Here is a 15,248-nt window from a genome sequence, read left to right as displayed (position 1 = left end):
TCCGGAGCGGACCATGGCGCGCATGACCGAACCGGACACGCGGCGGGCCCTGGTGCGGCTCGAAGCGGACGACGAGGCGGACGCGGAGGAGCTGGACCGCCTCGCCCGCCGGCTGCGCGCCGAGCTGGGCGAGCTGGACGTCGACCTGCGCGCGCTGCCGGCGGAGGCCCCGGCGGGCGCGAAGGCGGCAGACCCGGTGACGGTGGGGTCGCTGCTGGTGGCGTTCAGCGCGGCGGGCGGCGTGTTCCCCGGGCTGGTGGAGACGCTGAAGGAGTGGCTGGGCCGCCAGGCGGGCAGGCACAAGATCAAGGTGACGATCGACGGCGACACGGTGGAGCTGGAGCGGGCGACTTCGGCGGAGCGGCAGCAGCTGATCGAGGCCTTCGTCCAGCGGCATGCTCAGGGATAGGCGCCGATCGGGCACCGCCAGCCGGATTCGGCGTCGGTCCAGCAGGCCGCGCCGTCGACCACGGCCGCCACAGCGGTGCCGGGAACCGGCGGAAGCCCGACGCGGAGGTTGTCGGCCACGAAGTCCTGGAACCGGTCGGCGACGTCGCACAGCGCGAGGGCCGGGGTGTCCCGCCGGGCCGCGAAGCCGAAAGCGGTTCCGTCGGCCGCGGTCACCAGCACGCGGTACGCGTTCCCGCCGTCGGACACCGACCACGTCACCGCGCCGATCCACGCGGCGGATTCCCGATCCGGTGCGGCCGCGGCGAAGTCGCGGACCACGTCGCCGAACATCGAGGCTCCTCTCGGCAGCTCTCTCCACTTAGGACTTCCCTGCCGAGCGTACGGCGTCCCGGACGCCCGGTGCATCCGGTTTCCGCCTTTCGTAGGGCATTCCCGGTCGCCACCCCGTTTGCCCTGCCCGAAGGTCCGCGACGGGGTCTAGGGTTCTCCCGCCCGAAGTCGCAGGGGAAAGGGAGGAAACAGTGAGACGTGTCTTGATCGCCGCGGTCGCCGCCGCGGTGGCGACCGCGCTCGTGAATGCGCCGGCGGCGAACGCCGCGCCCGCGCCGGCCGCGCCGCACGCCGGGACGATCGCCTGGGGGCCGTGCACCGATCCCACGCTCGTCGCCGCCGGTGCCGAATGCGGGTTCCTCAGCGTGCCGCTCGACTACTCGAAGCCGCACGGTGACCGGATCCAGCTCGCCGTCGACCGCGTCAAGCACAACGTCCCGGACGCGCAGTACCAGGGCGTCATGCTGACCAACCCCGGTGGCCCCGGCGGTTCCGGGCTGCTGCTGGCCACCCGCGGCCCGCGCGTGCCCAACCACGCCGGCGACGCCTACGACTGGATCGGCTTCGACCCGCGCGGGGTCGGCTCCAGCAAGCCCGCGCTCAGCTGCGACCCGAACTACATGGACTACAACCGGCCGGTGTACGCGCCGGTCACCCCGCAGCTCGAGAAGACCTGGCTCGCCCGCTCCAAGGGCTACGCCGAGGCCTGCGCGAAGAACAACCCGAAGGCCTTGCTGGAGAACATGAAGACGACCGACACGGTCAAGGACATGGACTCCATCCGCCAGGCGCTCGGGGCGAAGCAGCTGAACTTCTACGGCTACTCCTACGGCACCTACCTCGGCCAGGTCTACGGCACGCTCTTCCCGCAGAACGTCCGCCGGATGGTGCTCGACTCGACCGTCGACCCGCGCGGGGTCTGGTACGGCGACAACCTCAACCAGGACGTCGCCTTCGACAAGAACATCCTGATCTGGTTCGGCTGGCTCGCCCAGCACGACGACGTCTACCACCTCGGCAAGACGCAGGCCGCGGTGCAGCGCGTCGTCAACGAACAGCTGCTCAAGACGACCTTCAACCCCGCCGGCGGCGTGATCGGCCCGGACGAGATCCTCGACGTCATCCAGCAAGCGAGCTACTACCAGCTGCGGTGGACGCTGCTGGGCGACGCGCTGTCCCGGTTCGTCAACCAGGGCGACTGGCAGAACTGGAAGACGCTGTTCGAGGCCTTCGGCGGCCGCGGCGACGACAACGGCTACGCGGTCTACCTCGCCGTCCAGTGCACCGACGTGCAGTGGCCGCAGAGCTGGAACCAGTGGAAGCGCGACAACTGGCAGACCTTCGCCAAGGCGCCGTACTTCACCTGGCAGAACGCGTGGTTCAACGCACCCTGCCTGTACTGGCCCGCGAAGGCCGGCAAGCCGACCAAGGTCGACGGCAGCGGCGTCCAGAGCGTGCTGATGATCGACGAAACGCTCGACGCGGCGACGCCGTACCCGGGCAGCCTCGAGGTCCGCAGCCGCTTCCCGGGCGCTTCGCTGATCGCGGAGCCGGGCGGCACCAGCCACGCGATCACCCCGCGCGGCAACGCCTGCGTCGACACCAAGATCGCCGACTACCTGGCGACGGGCGCGCTGCCGGCCCGCAAGCCGGGCCGCACGGCCGACGTCGAGTGCGCCCCGCTGCCGCAGCCGACGCCCCCGGCGCCGACCGCGGCCAAGGCGGACGCCGCGGCCACCCAGGGTCTCGTGTCCGGGCGGTTCACCGGCTGACCTGCGAAAACTGCTCCTGGACGGGGTGTCGGGCCCAGTGCCCGGCACCCCGTTTTTCGTGCTTTCCGACGCCGGGAGCTTTGAATCCGCGCGGACTTTGTGTTACAAAGTGCACGTCGAGTTTGCGGTTCAAAGTCGAGAGAGGGGAGGGACGCCATGACTGGGGGACCGGCGTTCGCACTGCGGGGCCTGACCAAACGGTTCGGCCGCGTCACCGCCGTCGACGGGGTGTCCGTCGAAGTCGCCCGCGGGGAGGTCGTCGCGCTGCTCGGGCCGAACGGCGCGGGCAAGTCGACCACCGTCGACATGCTGCTCGGGCTCACCAAGCCGGACGCGGGAACCGTCACGGTCGAGGGCGGCAGCCCGCGCGAGGCCGTCGACCGGGGGCTCGTCGGCGCCATGATGCAGAACGGCGCGCTGCTGGGCGACGTCACGGTCGGCGAGATCGTCGACCTGATCGTCTCGACGCACGCGAACCCGCTGCCGGCGAGCGAGGTGATCGCCCGCGCGGGCCTGGAGACCCTCGTGAAACGCCGCTGCGGCAAGCTGTCCGGCGGGGAACGCCAGCGCGTCCGGTTCGCCCTCGCGCTGGCCGGCGACCCGAAGCTGCTCGTGCTCGACGAGCCCACGGCCGCGATGGACGTCGACGGCAGGCGCGCGTTCTGGGCGGCCATCCGCGAGTTCGCCGCGACGGGGAGGACCGTGCTGTTCGCGACGCACTACCTCGCCGAGGCCGAGGACTACGCCGACCGCGTGGTGCTGATGCGCCACGGCGTGGTCGTCGCCGACGGGCCGGTCGCCGAGGTCCGCGCCGCGGTGTCCGGGCGGGTGCTCAAGGCCGCCGTCCCGGGCGCGACGGAAAGCGATCTGGCGCGGCTCGACGGCGTCACGAGCGTCCAGCTGCGCGCCGGCCGCGCCGAGCTGGCCTGCGCCGACTCCGACGCCGCCGTCCGGGCGCTGCTGGGGCGGTTCCCGCAGGCGTCCGACATCGAAATCACCGCGCTCGGGCTCGAAGAGGCCTTCCTGGCGCTGACCGCCGAGGAGGCCGCCGCGTGAACACCACCTACCTGAGCCTGGAGATCAAGCGGATCGTCCGCAGTCCCCAGTTCACGATCTTCACCATCGGCATGCCGCTGGCCATGTTCCTGCTCTTCGGCTCGATCTTCGGCAAGCTCGTCGCGCCGAACGGCCTGGCCTCGAACGTCCAGACCATGATCAACCTCGCCGCGTACGGCGCGAGCGGCGGCGCGCTGTTCACCGGCACGCGGGTGGCGCAGGAACGCACCGACGGCTGGCAGCGCCAGCTGCGCCTGACGCCGATGCGCGGCCCGGGCTACCTGGTCGTCAAGGTCATTTCGGCGATGGCCGTGGCGCTGCCGGTGCTCGTGGTGCTGTTCGCCGCGGGCCTGGCGATGGGTGTCGAGATGACGGCGGCCCAGTGGGGCCTGGTGCTGGTGTCGCTGTGGCTCGGCGTCCTCCCGTTCGCCGTGCTGGGCCTGGCCATCGGCCTGTTCGGCAAGGGCGACACGGTCGGCGCGGTCACCGGCGCGCTGATGATGCCGCTGGGCATGCTCGGCGGCCTCTGGATCCCGCTGTACGTCCTCCCGGACTGGATGGCGACGCTGGCGCACTTCTTCCCGACGTTCTGGCTCGGCCGGGTGGGTCTCGAACCCCTCGCGCACGCCGGCGGGATGGGGCTGGCGGTGCTCGTCCTGGCCGGCTGGCTGGTCGTGCCCGCGCTGATCGTGGTGCGCCGGTTCCGGCTGGACACGGCGCGGCTGTAAGTGCTTGTTAACCTCCGTGCGGTACTGAGGGGTCTGCACGGACGAAGGGCGGAGAGGGTGGACGACGAGCCGTTGTCGGCGGAGGAGTCGCTGAACCTGATCGCCCAGCAGAACCGGCGCAACCGCCGGGAACTGGGCGGGGGCCCGGCGCGGATGCTCGCGGCCTGGGCCCTCGCCTGGATCGCCGGCTGGGGCTTCACCTACTACGCGACGACCACCGGCAGCGTCCCCGGCTGGGTCGGCGGCGTGGTCGTGGCGGTGCTGTTCCTCGCCGCGATGGGCTACACCGGCTACGTCAGCGCCCGGGCGGGGCGGGGGATCCGCGGCCCGTCGAAGACCGTCGGCGCGATGTACGGCTACAGCTGGGCGCTCACGTCGATCGGCCTGATGGTCGTCGACATCCGGATCACGTCGTTCCAGTCGCTTTCCTCCGACCAGGTGTCGCTGCTGTGGTCGGGCACCTGGCTGCTGCTCACCGGGGCGATGTACCTGGCGGGCGGCATGGTCTGGCAGGACAAGCTCATGTACGGCCTCGGCGCGTGGATGATCGTGTGCTCGGGCTTGAGCGTGCTGGTCGGGTTCCCGGCCAACTTCCTGGTGCTGGCGGTCTGCGGCGGCGGCGGGTTCCTGCTGGGCGCGATCGTGTACTTCGTGCGCGAGAAGAAGTCCCGATGAGCGAGCTGCCGCAGCTCGACCCGGTCATCCACGCCCAGGCGCGGCTGCGGGTCACGGTCGCGCTCGCCGGCCTGCACGCCGGCGACCAGATCACCTTCCCGCGGCTGCAGCAGCTGCTGGACATGACGGCCGGCAACCTCTCGACGCACCTGCGCAAGCTCGAGGACGCCGAGTACGTCGAGATCACCAAGGCCTACGAGCACCGCACGCCGGTCACGCTGGTCAAGCTGACCGCGGCCGGCCGGGCGGCGTTCGAGAACTACACCAAGGCGCTCCACCGGCTGCTGGACGCCACCGGCGGGGACTGACGTGGCCCGCTGGGTGATCCACCTCGACCTGGACGCCTTCTACGCGTCGGCCGAGCAGCTCACCCGCCCGACGCTGGCGGGACGTCCGGTGCTCGTCGGCGGGCTCGGGCCCCGGGGCGTCGTCGCGGGCGCGAGCTACGAGTCGCGGGCGTTCGGCATCAAGTCCGCGATGCCGATGGCGCAGGCGCGGCGGCTGCTCCCGGCGAACGGCGTGATCGTGCCACCGCGGTTCCGCGTGTACGAGCGGCTCAGCCAGGAGGTGTTCGCCGTCGTCACGTCGGTGGCGCCCCTGCTGGAGAAGATCTCCCTCGACGAGGCCTTCGCCGAACCGCCGTCGCTCGCCGGCGCCTCCTTCGACGAGGTCACGGCGTTCTGTGCGTCGCTGCGGGCCCGGATTCGCGAGGAGACCGGGCTGGTGGCGTCGATCGGCGCGGGCAACGGCAAGCAGATCGCGAAGATCGCCTCCGACGAGGCCAAGCCGGACGGCCTGCTGGTGGTCCCGCAGGGCACCGAACGCGAGTTCCTCGCCCCGCTGCCGGTGCGCGCGCTGTGGGGGATCGGCCCGGTGGCGGAGGGGAAGCTGCGGTTCATCGGCGTCCAGACGCTCGGGCAGCTGGCGGCACTGTCCGAACAGGACGCGGTGGCCACGCTGGGCGGCGTGGTCGGCCGCGACCTGCGTCGCCTCGCGTCGGGCTTCGACGACCGGCCGGTGGCCGACCGCGGCGAGACGAAGCAGGTCAGCGCGGAAACGACGTTCGACACGGACATCATCGACCTGGCGACGTTGCGCGCCGAGGTCCGGCGGATCGCGGTGGGGGCGCACCAGCGGCTGGTGAAGGCCGAGCGGGTGGCCCGCACGGTCGTGATCAAGCTGCGGCACACGGACATGCACACGGTGACCCGCTCGGAGACGATCTCCGCCCCGACCGACGACCTGGCGGAGCTGTCGGCGGTGGCGGAGCGGCTGCTGCTCGACCCGGCGGAGTTCGGCGGGATCCGGCTGGCGGGGGTGGCGTACAGCGGGCTGTCGGTGCCCCACCAGGACGCGCTGTTCACCCTGGCCGCGCCTTCGGTGCCGTCGACGTCGACGGTGGTCGCGGCGCCGGCGCCGGCGGCGGCCCCGCCGTCGGAGTGGCGCCAGGGCGACGACGTGGTCCACGCCGAGTACGGGACCGGCTGGGTGCAGGGCGCGGGCCACGGCCGGGTGACGGTGCGCTTCGAGCACCGTTCCTCCGGACCTGGCGTGGCCCGCACCTTCCCCCAGGACGACCCGGCCCTGACCCGCGGCGATCCCGGCGACTGCCTGAAGTAGGCCTACTCCGCCGAGCAGCCCTGCAGCTTCGCCACCTGCTGGCCCGCCAGCAGGAACGCACCCACGCCGAACGCCGAGGTGTCGGTCGCCTGCGCCGTCGCCGGGCGGTCGCCCACCGGCTGGACGTAACCCACCAATCCGCTGGGCTGCAACGCCTTCGTCGACAGCGCCGTCCACGCCCTGTCCACCACCGGGCGGTAGCGCTTCGCGTCCAGGATGCCCGCCGTGATGCCCCAGCCGATGCCGAACGTGAAGAACGCCGTGCCGCTCGTCTCCGGGCCGCCGTGGTCCCACGGGTTCAGCAGGTCCGCGTTCCAGAAGCCGTCACGCCGCTGCAGCAAGGACAACGAGAACGCCATCTTCTTGAACACCCGCAGGTACTCCGGCCGGTGCGGGTCGTCCGCCGGCAGCACCTGCAGCACCTTCGTCAGCGCCGCCAGTGCCCAGCCGTTGCCGCGCGACCAGAACACGCCCGAGCCTTTGAACCGCTCGTCGCGGTACCACAGACCGGTGAACTCGTTGAACAGCTTGTGTTCCGACGTCCGGTAGAGCTGGTCCATCGCGTCCGAATAGGACGGATCGTGGTCGATCAGGCTCATCCGCGCGAACGACGGCATCGCCATGTTCAGCGCGTCGACGTAGTTCCAGTAGTCCCGGTGCCCCGCCCGCACGGACGCGACCTCGTCCTTGATGCGCGTGCGGATCGAGTCGAGCGGGATCTCCGGGTGGAAGTACGTGTACAGGTCCAGGTACGCCTCGCCGGCCGCCTGGTTGTCCGGGAAGAACGGCCGCTTCGGGTCGAGCGGCAGCTGGTAGCCGTTGGCCTGGGCCCACGGGTACGTCTTGTGGTTGGACTGGCCGGTGGTCCGGACCAACGCCAGGTTGCCGACGTGGAACGTCGCGTTCTGCCAGTCGGCCGGGCCGGGGTTCGTCCCGTTCGCCGCCCAGTAGTTGCCCGCGGCGACCATTTCGTCCGCGACGGCGCAGGAAACGGCCGCCGAAGCGACCGGCGCCGTCACAAGACTGCCCGCCACGGCCGCGGCCGCGAGCACGCCGAAACCACGAATACCCCGGAAACGCATGGAAGCGTCCTCCTCAGCACCTCATGGCGGCGGGTCGGTCGCAGCGAGTGAAGCGCTTCCCGCTGGACGTGTCAAGGTGCCGGTGAGCGGTACGGTGCAACGGTTTCCAGCAGCCGGCGGGCCGCCGACTCGGCCCCGTCGGCGTTCTTCGCGAGCACCAGTGTCAGCACGCGGGAATGCGCCACCAGCTCCATCGGCTCGCCGTTCGCCCGCAGCGCCGCCACGACCGGGACCTGCAGCTGCGCGATCAGCGCGTTGCCGGACGCGCGGATCAGCGCCGCGTGGAACCGCGAATCGGCGTCCCGGAACGCTTCCGGGTCGGCCCGCTCGACCGCGTCCGCCATCGACTCGTAGGCCGCGGCCATCGCCGACAGCTCGTCGGGCCGCCGGTGCTGCGCGGCCATCCGCGCCGCCTGCGGCTCGATCGCCAGCCGCAGTTCCGCCAGCTCGCGCAGGTGCCGGGGCCGGTCGGGCCCGTTGACGCGCCAGGCGATGACGTCCGGGTCGATGGCGTCCCAGGCGTCCGGCGGCAGCGTCCACGTGCCGACCCGCGGCCGCGCGGTGACCATGCCCTTGGACTCCAGCACGCGCAGCGCCTCGCGCACGACGGTCCGGGACGCGGCGAAGCGCCGGCCCAGTTCCTCGGGGACGAGCGGCTGCCCGTCCCCGAGGACGCCTTCGACGATGAGCCTGCCCAGTTCGTCGACGATCCGGGCGTGGAGGTTCACTCCGGCAGGCCGACGCGGCGCTCCCCGCTGCGCAGTTGCTGCAGCACGACCGCGATCACGAGCAGGGCGCCGTGGGCGACGTTCTGCCAGAACGGGTTGATGCCCAGCCCGGACATGCCGTTGTCGAGCACGCCCAGGATGATCACCGCGAGCACCGTCGAAATGATCGACCCGCGGCCGCCCTTGAGCATCGTGCCGCCGAGCGCGGCACCGGTGACGGCCTGCAGTTCCAGGCCCTCGGACCCGGACACCGGCTGGCCGGAGCCGGTGCGCGCGGTGATCAGGATGCCCGCGACCGCGGCGACCACGCCGGCGAGCGCGTAGACGCCGATGATGTAGCGGTTGATGTTGATGCCGGCCAGCCGGGCCGCGGTGTCGTTGCCGCCGATGGCGTAGACGTTGCGCCCGATGTCGGTGTACTTGAGCAGGAAGTGCAGCAGCGCCGCGACGATCAGGAACACCCACACCAGCGACGGCAGCCCGAGCACGGACCCCTTGGCCAGGAAGATGAACAGGTCGTCGCCGCCGGTGTAGCCCTGCGACTTGCCGTCGGAGATGACCTGCGCGACGCCCTTGTAGGTGGCGAGCATCGCCAGCGTCGCGACGACCGGGTTGACCCGGCCGAAGATGATGATCATGCCGTTGATCAGGCCGCAGACGATGCCGATGCCGATCGCGGCGAGGATGCCGACCTCGGCGTTGCCGGTCGAGGTGAACACCATCGCGGAGATGACCGACGCGAGCCCGGCCATCGAGCCGACCGAGATGTCCAGCGCGCCCAGGATGATCACCAGCGTCTGGACCAGGGCGAGCAGCCCCATGATGGTGATCGCGCTGCCGATGAGCAGCAGGTTGTTGGTGCGCAGGAAGTTGTCGTTCAGGATGCTCAGCAGGACGATCAACGCGATCAGCGTGATGATCAGGCTCGAGTTCTGTACGCCGATGCCGGTGAGCACGCGGCGCGCGGCGCTCGGTGGCGCCGGGGCGGCAGGGGCCGACGTTTCCTTGGTTGGGGTGCTCATGCGCCGATCTCCTGGGCTTCTTCCACGGCTGGTTCGGTTTCGGGGATGGCGAGGGTCAGCACGGCTTCCTCGGTCGCGTCCTCGCGGCCGATCTCGCCGGCCAGGCGCCCGGCCCGCATGACGAGGATGCGGTCGGCGAGCGTCAGCACCTCGGGTAGGTCGGAGGAGATGACCAGCAGCGCGATGCCTTCCGCGGCGAGGCCGTCGATGATCCGGTAGATCTCGGCCTTCGCGCCGACGTCGACCCCGCGCGTCGGCTCGTCGAGGATCAGCAGCTTGGGCCGCCGCGCGAGCCAGCGCGCGAGGACGGCCTTCTGCTGGTTGCCACCGGACAGCTTGCGGACTTCCTGCTCCATCGACGGCGTCCGCACGCGAAGCTCGCGTACGTACTCCTCGACGAGCGCGCGCTCCTTCGCCCGCTTCACCACGCGGAAGCGGCGAAGGCGGTCGAGAACGGCGATGGAGACGTTGTCGCGTACGGACCGCTGCATCAGCAACGCGTCCGTCTTGCGCTCTTCGGGCGCGAAGCCGATGCCCGCCTTCACGGCGTCACCCGGGTTGTGCGCGCGCAGCCGCTTCCCGTCGAGCGTGACGGTCCCCGACCGGATCGGCAGGTCGCCGACGATCGCGCGGGCCAGCTCGGAGCGCCCGGCGCCGACCAGGCCGGCCAGGCAGACGACCTCGCCCGCGCGGACCCGCAGGGAGATGCCGGTGACGTCGTCGGTCGTGACGTCGTCGAGCTCCAGCACGACGTCGCCGGTGTCCTGCGTGACGCGGCGCTGGAGGGCCGACAGGTCGCGGCCGATCATCATCCGCACCAGGCCGGGCTCGTCGGTCTCCGCGACCGGCTGGACGCCGACGAGCTTGCCGTCGCGCAGCACGGCGACGCGGTCGGCCAGCTGGAAGATCTCCTTCATCCGGTGCGAGACGTAGACCACTGCGACACCGCTGTCGCGCAGCCGCCCGATCAGCCGGAACAGCGCCTCGACCTCGTGTTCCGACAGCGACGACGTCGGCTCGTCGAACGCGATCACCTTCGGCGGCGTGGCCGCGGTGAGGACGCGCAGGATCTCGACGAGCTGGCGCTGCGCGGCGGAGAGGGCGACGCCGAGCGTGGCCGGGTTGAGGACGCCTTCGAAGCCGTACTCGACGAGCGCGTCGTGCGTGGCCTTCATGAGCGTGCGGCGGTTGAAGACCCGGCCCTTCGCGGGCAGCTCGCCGACGAAGACGTTCTCCGCCACCGAAACGTGCGGGATGATCTCGGGTTCCTGGTAGATCACGCGGACCCCGGCGGCCATCGCCGCGCGCGGGGTGTCGAACGCGACCTCGGTGCCGTCCAGGAGGAGCCGGCCGTCGTCGGGGCCCTGGTCGCCGGAGAGGACGCGCAGCAGCGTCGACTTCCCGGCGCCGTTCTCGCCCATCAGCGCGAGCACCTCGCCGGAGCGGAACTCCAGCGAGACGTCGTCGAGGGCGGTGACGCCGGAGAAGCGCTTGCCGATGCCCTCGACGGCGAGCGCGGGTGAAGAGGAGGACATGGTCGCCTTCCGTACGGCGGTCGTGAGTGCGTAACAGTGTTAGAACACTGTTACGCACTCACGAGGGGGTCGGTCAGGTGCAGTTGACGCCGGCCTGCTTGTAGTTGTCCTTGTTGACGATCGTGGTCTTCGCGATCGTCTCCGCGGGCAGCTCCTTGCCGTTCTTCACCTTGTCGACGAGCACCTGGATCGCCGAGCGGCCGACCTCGGCGCCGGAGATGTAGAGCGCGGCCTTGTTGCCGGTGTCCTTGCCCGCCGCCCAGTCCTTGCAGTCGAGGTAGGCACCGAGCCCGACGCCGATGATGTTGTTCGCCTGCACGCCGGAGTTCGCCAGCGCGGTCACGACGCCGGTCTCGTTCTCGTCGTTGCAGCCCCAGACCACCCAGTGCTTGACGCCGGGGTTGGAGCCGATCACCGCGCCGGACTTGTTCTGCGCGTCGACCGGGGAGTTGTCGGTGCCGACGTCGATCACCGGGACGTCCGCGCCCGCGGCCTTGGCGAACGCGCTCTTCGCGGCGGTGACGCGGTCGGTGCAGACGGTCAGGTCCTGCTTGTAGGCGCTGATGATCTTCGTGTCGGCGGCGGTCCAGCCGGCGGCCTTGAACAGCTTCCCGGCTTCGGTGCCGACCGAGTCGCCCATCTGGCTGCCGTTGAAGCCGACGAACGGGGCCTTCGCGCCGGTGCCGTCCTTGATGACGTCGTCGGAGGCGATCAGCGGGATGCCCGCGCTCTTGGCCTTGTCGATCACCTGCGGGCCGATGGCCTGGTCCGGGACGACGATGGCGACGCCGTTCGCGCCCTGCGCGACCGCGGCGTCGAGTTCGGTGATCGCCTTGTTGGCGTCCTGGCCGAGGTTGACGACCTTGAGCTCGACGCCGAGCTCCTTCGCCTTCTCCTGCGCCCCCTGCGCCTGCTCGACGAAGTACTGCTGGTCGCCCTGTTTCTGCAGGTAGTACAGGGTGATCTTGCCGTTGGCGGGTGCCTGCTGCTGCGGCGCCGCGGTGTCCTTGCCGGAGGAGCACGAAGCCATCAGGACGCCGGAAATCAAACAACAACCAACAACGCTCCAGGTGCGGAACCTGTGCGACTGTGGGGACATCGTTGCTCCCAAGGAGGCCGGGGTTTGAGTGGCGCGTGGGGACGCCGGTGGGTGACTGGTATTACAAAACACCCGTTCGTGGAGCGTCAAGCCGCAGTTAGCGGAGCGAGACCTACTCTCCGTAGTTGCATCGTGGCATGACTGGCTGCCATTTATCGTATTTTTTCCCTGCTGTCCTGCGCGTTGTCCGGTTTTGTCCTGTGCGAATGTTCTGATCGGTGTTGTCGACTGTGGTGGAAGTTTTTGGTGACCGGGATGCCGTCTCTGCCGGTTTCGCCCGGCTGGCAGGATGGCCGGACCACGTTAGGGGGACCCGATGAGGAAGCACCGCGTCGCCGCGCTCGCCGGGGTCGCCGTCCTGGCGGCCGCGTGCAGCTCCCCGCCGCAGTCCGGCCCGGCGCCGACGCCGTTCCCGGAGACGCCGTCCTCGCCGGCGGCTCCGGACGGCTCCTTCAGCGTCGTCGCGACCGGCGACGTCCTGATCCACCCCGCGCTGACCGAGCAGGCCGAGGCCGACGGCGGCGGGAAGATCGACTACCGGCCGCTGCTGGCCGGGATCAAGCCGCTGATCTCCGGCGCCGACCTGGGGATCTGTCACCTCGAGACGCCGCTGGCGCCGGAAGGCGGCCCGTACAGCGGGTACCCGTCGTTCAACGCGCCGCCGGAGATCGCGGACGCGCTGAAGGACACCGGCTACGACACCTGCTCGACGTCGTCCAACCACACGATCGACCAGGGTGCGGAAGGGGTGTCGCGCACGCTGGACAAGCTCGACGCCGTCGGAATCAGGCACACCGGCTCGGCGCGGTCGGCCGCGGAGGCGGCGAAACCGCTGATCCTCGACGTCCACGGCGTGAAGGTCGCGCAGGTGTCGTACGCGTTCGGGTTCAACGGCATCAAGGTTCCGGCGGGCAAGCCGTGGCTGGCGAACCAGATCGACGTCGGCGACGTCCTGGCGGCGGCCCGCAAGGCGCGTGAGGCTGGGGCGCAGGTCGTGATCGCGAGCCTGCACTGGGGTGTGGAGTACCAGCACGACCCGACGGCCGAGCAGCGGTCGCAGGCGAAGAAACTGCTGGCGTCGGACGACATCGACCTGATCGTCGGCCACCACGCGCACGTGGTGCAGCCGTTCGAGAAGATCGGCGGCAAGTGGGTGGCGTACGGGCTCGGCAACAGCGTGGCCCGCCACTCGGAGCCGCGCGGCGACACGGAGGAGGGCGCGGCGGCCCGCTTCCGCTTCGTGCGCGACGGGGACCGGTGGAAGGTCGACAAGGCCGAGTACATCCCGACGCTGATCAAGCTGGACGCACCGATCCGGCTGGTCGACTTGTCGACATCGCAGCCGTCGGCGCAGGTGACGAAGGCGCTGGGGGACACGGACAAGAACATTTTGAGCTTGGACGCGGACAAGGACGGCTTGACCCGGCCCGGGAAGTGACGCTTCGGCGGGGTAGCGCGAGCCGCCTCGCAGCGGCGGGTAGCGCCGGCACCGCCCGCTTGCGCGCGCACAGCCGACCAGGGCAGCCCCGCTCCGGCCGGTGAGGGCTGGTCCGCCGAGCCGGCGGGCCGGCGGGTGGCGCCAGCTCCGCCCGCCGGCCCGCCGATCAGGCGTGGTGGGTGGCGCTGCCCGCCGGCCCTCCCCGCAGACCCGCCCTCCCTCAGTGCGTCCTGGTCGTGATCAGCCGAGCCAACGACGCCAACTCTGCCGCCGGCCGCGGCACCGGGTTCACCGCCGCCAGCTCCCGCAAGCCCTTCGCCACCAATGCCGCCGCCTGGGCCTGGCTCCACTGGCGGCCGCCCGCCTCGTCGACCAGCTCCGCCGCTCGGGCCAGCTCCGCGTCCGTGAACGGGTCCGTCCCCGCGTACAACTCCGCCAGCTCCGCGCCCGCCGCCGTGCCCGAGGACAGCGCCGTCACCACCGGCAGCGACTTCTTGCGGTTCTGGAGGTCCGAAAACACCGGCTTTCCCGTCGACGCCGGGTCGCCCCAGATGCCGAGCAGGTCGTCGACGTGCTGGAACGCCAGCCCGACCGCGCGGCCGAACTCCCCGAACCGTGCCACCGCCTCCGGCCGCCCCGCGAGCAGGGCGCCCAGCCGGCACGCCGCCCCGATCAAGGCCGCCGTCTTGCCGTTCGCCATCCGGACGCACTCCGCCGGCGTGACGTCGTCGCGCTGCTCGAAGTCCACGTCGGCCGCTTGGCCCTCCAGCAGGTCCAGCACGCCCTGGGACAGCAGCTTCGCGCCCTCGGGGGTCAGCTGCTCGAACGCCACGCTCAGCAACGCGTCCCCGGCGAGCACCGCGGGCCCGGTGCCGAACACCGTCCACGCCGTCGGCCGGTGGCGGCGGGTCGTGTCGCCGTCCATGACGTCGTCGTGCAGCAGCGAGAAGTTGTGCACCAGCTCGACCGCGACGGCGGCGGGCACGGCGGCCGCGGGATCGCCGCCCGCGGCTTCCGCGCAGAGCAGCACGAGAGCCGGCCGCAGCGCCTTGCCGCCGTCCGCGGACGACGGCTCGCCGCGCGCGTCCTCCCACCCGAAGTGGTAGCCCGCGATCCGCCGCATCGCGTCGGGCAGCCGGTCGGCCGCGGTGCGCAACGCGGGGTCGACCAGGCCCTTGCTCCACGCGAGGACGTCGGTCAACGGCCGGGCGGCGGTCCGGGAGTCCATGGTCGTCATGAGCGGCCGACCTCGACGTCGTCGAGCACGCCGAGCGCGTCCGGTACCAGCACCGCGGCCGAGTGGTAGGCGCTGACCAGATAGGACGTCACCGCGCGGTCGCTGATGCCCATGAACCGGACGTTGAGCCCGGGTTGGTACTGGTCGGGTAGCTCCTTCGGGCGCAGGCCGATGACGCCGGCGTCGTCTTCGCCGGTGCGCATGGCGAGGATCGACGTGGTGCCGGTATCGGTGATCGGAATCTTGTCGCAGGGCAGGATCGGGACGCCGCGCCAGGCCGTGACGCGTTTGCCGTCGAGCAGCGTCGTGTCGGGGTAGACGCGTGCCCGCGTGCATTCGCGGCCGAAGGCGGCGATGGCGCGGGGGTGGGCGAGGAAGAACTTGGTCTTGCGGCGCCGGGTGAGGAGGTCGTCGAGGTCCAGTGGGGTGGGTGGTCCGGTGCGGGTGGTGAGCCGGTGTTTGAGGTCGGCGTTGTGCAGGAGCCCGAAGTCGGTGTTGTTGACCAGTTCGTGTTC

15 protein-coding genes and 1 pseudogene are annotated in these 15,248 nt (G+C 71.1%); 8 read left to right on the top strand and 8 right to left on the bottom strand.

From position 1 onward, the window contains the following. The first annotated feature begins 22 nt into the window (after window positions 1–22). Window positions 23–409 (top strand): hypothetical protein, encoded by a 387-nt coding sequence (locus tag AB0J40_RS40800; protein WP_364464807.1) that lies wholly within the window; start codon window positions 23–25, stop codon window positions 407–409. On the opposite strand, the gene AB0J40_RS40795 is transcribed toward AB0J40_RS40800, so the two are convergent. Next, window positions 400–741 carry a hypothetical protein gene (locus AB0J40_RS40795; RefSeq protein ID WP_364464806.1) on the bottom strand — a complete coding sequence of 114 codons (342 nt, stop codon included), beginning with the start codon at window positions 739–741 and terminating at the stop codon, window positions 400–402. The genes AB0J40_RS40800 and AB0J40_RS40795 overlap by 10 nt on opposite strands. A 191-nt stretch (window positions 742–932) precedes the next feature. Between AB0J40_RS40795 and AB0J40_RS40790 the strand changes: the two genes are divergently transcribed. The 6 genes from AB0J40_RS40790 to AB0J40_RS40765 all read left to right on the top strand — a co-directional run bounded on the left by AB0J40_RS40790 (window position 933) and on the right by AB0J40_RS40765 (window position 6,592). Next, window positions 933–2,513 carry an alpha/beta hydrolase gene (locus AB0J40_RS40790; RefSeq protein ID WP_364464804.1) on the top strand — a complete coding sequence of 527 codons (1,581 nt, stop codon included), beginning with the start codon at window positions 933–935 and terminating at the stop codon, window positions 2,511–2,513. A 156-nt stretch (window positions 2,514–2,669) separates the two neighbouring features. After that, window positions 2,670–3,569, top strand: coding sequence for an ABC transporter ATP-binding protein (locus tag AB0J40_RS40785; RefSeq protein ID WP_364464803.1), 900 nt, complete (start codon window positions 2,670–2,672; stop codon window positions 3,567–3,569). Beyond that, window positions 3,566–4,297: an ABC transporter permease gene (locus AB0J40_RS40780; RefSeq protein ID WP_364464801.1), complete on the top strand. Its 732-nt coding sequence runs from the start codon at window positions 3,566–3,568 to the stop codon at window positions 4,295–4,297. The genes AB0J40_RS40785 and AB0J40_RS40780 overlap by 4 nt, the downstream gene beginning before the upstream one ends. 57 nt (window positions 4,298–4,354) lie before the next feature. Next, complete coding sequence (locus AB0J40_RS40775) at window positions 4,355–4,972, top strand: hypothetical protein (protein WP_364464799.1); 618 nt, start codon at window positions 4,355–4,357, stop codon at window positions 4,970–4,972. Continuing rightward, the gene (locus AB0J40_RS40770; RefSeq protein ID WP_364464797.1) at window positions 4,969–5,280 is read left to right on the top strand and encodes a transcriptional regulator; all 312 of its coding nucleotides are present in this window, start codon (window positions 4,969–4,971) and stop codon (window positions 5,278–5,280) included. The genes AB0J40_RS40775 and AB0J40_RS40770 overlap by 4 nt, the downstream gene beginning before the upstream one ends. Window position 5,281: 1 nt before the next feature. Next, entirely contained in the window at window positions 5,282–6,592 is a 1,311-nt protein-coding gene (locus tag AB0J40_RS40765; RefSeq protein ID WP_364464795.1) for a DNA polymerase IV, read from the top strand. Window positions 6,593–6,594: 2 nt separating this feature from the next. Here AB0J40_RS40765 and AB0J40_RS40760 read toward each other — a convergent pair whose 3' ends face one another. The 5 genes from AB0J40_RS40760 to AB0J40_RS40740 form a co-directional block, all read right to left on the bottom strand. Beyond that, window positions 6,595–7,674 carry a glycoside hydrolase family 88 protein gene (locus tag AB0J40_RS40760; RefSeq protein WP_364464793.1) on the bottom strand — a complete coding sequence of 360 codons (1,080 nt, stop codon included), beginning with the start codon at window positions 7,672–7,674 and terminating at the stop codon, window positions 6,595–6,597. Window positions 7,675–7,745: 71 nt separating this feature from the next. Next, complete coding sequence (locus AB0J40_RS40755; protein ID WP_364464791.1) at window positions 7,746–8,402, bottom strand: FCD domain-containing protein; 657 nt, start codon at window positions 8,400–8,402, stop codon at window positions 7,746–7,748. After that, window positions 8,399–9,424, bottom strand: a complete 1,026-nt coding sequence (locus AB0J40_RS40750) for an ABC transporter permease (protein WP_364464789.1) — start codon at window positions 9,422–9,424, stop codon at window positions 8,399–8,401. The genes AB0J40_RS40755 and AB0J40_RS40750 overlap by 4 nt, the downstream gene beginning before the upstream one ends. After that, window positions 9,421–10,959: a sugar ABC transporter ATP-binding protein gene (locus AB0J40_RS40745; protein WP_364464787.1), complete on the bottom strand. Its 1,539-nt coding sequence runs from the start codon at window positions 10,957–10,959 to the stop codon at window positions 9,421–9,423. Before AB0J40_RS40745 ends, AB0J40_RS40750 begins: the two co-directional genes overlap by 4 nt. Window positions 10,960–11,032: 73 nt before the next feature. After that, window positions 11,033–12,007 carry a substrate-binding domain-containing protein gene (locus tag AB0J40_RS40740; RefSeq protein ID WP_364464785.1) on the bottom strand — a complete coding sequence of 325 codons (975 nt, stop codon included), beginning with the start codon at window positions 12,005–12,007 and terminating at the stop codon, window positions 11,033–11,035. A gap of 367 nt (window positions 12,008–12,374) precedes the next feature. Between AB0J40_RS40740 and AB0J40_RS40735 the strand changes: the two genes are divergently transcribed. After that, window positions 12,375–13,496 carry a CapA family protein gene (locus AB0J40_RS40735; protein ID WP_364464783.1) on the top strand — a complete coding sequence of 374 codons (1,122 nt, stop codon included), beginning with the start codon at window positions 12,375–12,377 and terminating at the stop codon, window positions 13,494–13,496. Between the two features lie 220 nt (window positions 13,497–13,716). Here the strand turns inward: AB0J40_RS40735 and AB0J40_RS40730 are convergent, their stop codons facing one another. Both AB0J40_RS40730 and AB0J40_RS40725 read right to left on the bottom strand, forming a co-directional pair. Beyond that, window positions 13,717–14,733: a family 2 encapsulin nanocompartment cargo protein polyprenyl transferase gene (locus AB0J40_RS40730; protein ID WP_364464781.1), complete on the bottom strand. Its 1,017-nt coding sequence runs from the start codon at window positions 14,731–14,733 to the stop codon at window positions 13,717–13,719. Then, a pseudogene (locus AB0J40_RS40725) lies at window positions 14,730–15,248 on the bottom strand (Crp/Fnr family transcriptional regulator); the annotation flags it as partial. The pseudogene AB0J40_RS40725 and the gene AB0J40_RS40730, both read right to left, overlap by 4 nt.

Source organism: Amycolatopsis sp. NPDC049691, from assembly GCF_040675005.1.
Taxonomy (GTDB): domain Bacteria; phylum Actinomycetota; class Actinomycetes; order Mycobacteriales; family Pseudonocardiaceae; genus Amycolatopsis.
This window is presented reverse-complemented; position numbering and strand designations above follow the sequence as displayed.

Bases quoted from the DNA above. Each gene is read 5' to 3' on its own strand.
- AB0J40_RS40785 (WP_364464803.1), top strand. From the start codon at position 2,670: ATGACTGGGGGACCGGCGTTCGCACTGCGGGGCCTGACCAAACGGTTC.
- AB0J40_RS40800 (WP_364464807.1), top strand. From the start codon at position 23: ATGACCGAACCGGACACGCGGCGGGCCCTGGTGCGGCTCGAAGCGGAC.
- AB0J40_RS40750 (WP_364464789.1), bottom strand. From the start codon at position 9,424: ATGAGCACCCCAACCAAGGAAACGTCGGCCCCTGCCGCCCCGGCGCCA.
- AB0J40_RS40795 (WP_364464806.1), bottom strand. From the start codon at position 741: ATGTTCGGCGACGTGGTCCGCGACTTCGCCGCGGCCGCACCGGATCGG.
- AB0J40_RS40745 (WP_364464787.1), bottom strand. From the start codon at position 10,959: ATGTCCTCCTCTTCACCCGCGCTCGCCGTCGAGGGCATCGGCAAGCGC.
- AB0J40_RS40770 (WP_364464797.1), top strand. From the start codon at position 4,969: ATGAGCGAGCTGCCGCAGCTCGACCCGGTCATCCACGCCCAGGCGCGG.
- AB0J40_RS40730 (WP_364464781.1), bottom strand. From the start codon at position 14,733: ATGACGACCATGGACTCCCGGACCGCCGCCCGGCCGTTGACCGACGTC.
- AB0J40_RS40760 (WP_364464793.1), bottom strand. From the start codon at position 7,674: ATGCGTTTCCGGGGTATTCGTGGTTTCGGCGTGCTCGCGGCCGCGGCC.
- AB0J40_RS40735 (WP_364464783.1), top strand. From the start codon at position 12,375: ATGAGGAAGCACCGCGTCGCCGCGCTCGCCGGGGTCGCCGTCCTGGCG.